Annotated in this window: 2 protein-coding genes; both read left to right on the top strand. The window is 70.7% G+C overall.

The genetic code is table 11. The features are described 5' to 3' along the window. Positions 1–127: 127 nt before the first annotated feature. A complete protein-coding gene (locus GJV64_RS14025) occupies positions 128–715 on the top strand; it encodes a shikimate kinase (protein WP_164158051.1) in 588 nt (195 codons plus the stop codon). After that, positions 712–1,809, top strand: a complete 1,098-nt coding sequence (gene aroB, locus GJV64_RS14020; protein WP_164158049.1) for a 3-dehydroquinate synthase — start codon at positions 712–714, stop codon at positions 1,807–1,809. The genes GJV64_RS14025 and aroB overlap by 4 nt, the downstream gene beginning before the upstream one ends. Positions 1,810–1,928: the final 119 nt, after the last annotated feature.

Below are 1,928 nucleotides of genomic sequence, written 5' to 3'. Positions count from 1 at the left end.
GGCGGCCGGCACTGCCAGCAGCGCGGCCAGCGCCGGCCACAGCAGCCAGCGCCGCATCCGGCCGGTCCGCCCGCTGTTTGACGCCATTCTTGCCCGCACCATGGCGGCGTGTATAGCGGTGGCCAGCATGGACGGCGACACCAAAATCCCCTCATCTGCCGGGTCGGCGCGCCTTGCGCTGGCAGCCGCCAAGCCGGTGACGCTGGTGGGCCTGATGGGCGCCGGCAAATCGAGCATCGGCAAGCGGCTGGCGGCACGGCTCGGCCTGCCGTTCGTTGATGCCGATGACGAGATCGAGACGGCGGCCGGCATGACCATCGCCGAGATGTTTGAGCGGTTCGGCGAGGCGCATTTCCGCGACGGCGAGCGGCGGGTGATCGCCCGGCTGATCGACGGCACGCCCAAGGTGATCGCCACCGGCGGCGGCGCCTTCATGGCCGATGACACGCGCGCCCTGATCCTCGCCCGCACACTGGCGGTGTGGCTGGATGCCGATGTGGCGACGCTGGTGGAGCGGGTGAAGAAGCGCGGCCATCGCCCGCTCTTGAAGGGGCGTGACCCGGGCGAAGTGCTGGCCCAGCTGGCGGCGGTGCGCAACCCTGTCTATGCGCTGGCGCCGATCCGCATCGCCAGCCGCGCCGGGCCGCACCAGGACACGGTGGAGGCCATCATCGGTGCCCTCGCGGCTGCCAACCAGGTGGGTACAACGCCATGATCATCGACGTGGCACTGGGCGCGCGGGCCTATCCCATCCACATCCGGCCCGGCCTTCTGGGCGAGGCCGGCGCGCTGCTGTCGCCCTTTGCGCGTGGCGGCCGGCTGGCGCTGGTGACCGACGAAATCGTCGCCGGCCTGCATCTCGAAGCTCTGCGCGCCGCGCTGGGTGATATCGCCATCGAAGCCATCATCCTGCCGCCCGGCGAGGCGACGAAGGACTGGCGCCACCTGGAGCTGGTCACCGAACGGCTGCTGGCGCTGGGCATCGAGCGCCGCGACGCCGTGCTGGCGCTGGGCGGGGGCGTCATCGGCGATCTTACCGGCTTTGCCTGCGCCATCCTGAAGCGCGGCTGCCGCTTCGTGCAGATCCCCACCACGCTGCTCAGCCAGGTCGACAGCAGCGTGGGCGGCAAGACCGCCATCAACGCCGCGGCCGGCAAGAATCTGGTTGGCGCCTTTCACCAGCCGGCCGCCGTGCTGATCGATCCCGCGGTGCTGGCCACCCTGCCCCGCCGCGAGCTGATGGCAGGCTATGCCGAGGTGGTGAAATATGGCCTGCTGGGGGATGCCGAGTTCTTTGGCTGGTGCGAGCGCCACGGGGCCGAGGTGCTGGCTGGAGACGCACATGCGCAGGTCCATGCCATCGCCCACAGCTGCCGGGCCAAGGCCGGAATTGTCGCTGCCGACGAGCGCGAAACCGATGACATCCGCGCGCTTCTGAACCTTGGCCACACCTTTGGCCACGCCTTCGAGGCGGAGACCGGCTTTTCCGACCGGCTGCTCCACGGCGAGGCGGTGGCGCTGGGCATGGTGCTGGCCTTTCGCCTGTCGGCCCGGCTCGGCCTGTGTACGGCCGAAGACGCAGGCCGGGTGGCCGCGCATCTTTCGGCGCTGGGCTTCACGGTCGAGGCCGCAGCGCTGGGGCTCGACTGTCCGGCCGCGCGGCTGGTCGAGCACATGCTGCACGACAAGAAGATGAGCGGCGGGCGCCTGCCCTTCATCCTCGCCCACGGCATCGGCCAGGCCTTCGTGGCCCGCGATGTCGATCTGGCCGAAGTGGAGCGTTTCCTCGCCGGGCAACTGGCGGCCTGACGCCTATTTGCGTTCCCAGCGGTCGGCGGGCGCCAGCGGCGGCCGCGCCAGCACCGCGTCCGCCGCCATATCGCCCAACAGCCAGCGCCGCCACCAGGCCGTGCTGATCGCCAGCGTGG

Origin of the sequence: Sandarakinorhabdus rubra (assembly GCF_010994245.1) — a bacterium.
GTDB lineage: Bacteria > Pseudomonadota > Alphaproteobacteria > Sphingomonadales > Sphingomonadaceae > Sandarakinorhabdus > Sandarakinorhabdus rubra.
This window is presented reverse-complemented; position numbering and strand designations above follow the sequence as displayed.

Excerpts from the sequence above, each read along its gene's own strand:
- GJV64_RS14025 (WP_164158051.1), top strand. The coding sequence starts at position 128 with ATGGACGGCGACACCAAAATCCCCTCATCTGCCGGGTCGGCGCGCCTT.
- aroB (WP_164158049.1), top strand. The coding sequence starts at position 712 with ATGATCATCGACGTGGCACTGGGCGCGCGGGCCTATCCCATCCACATC.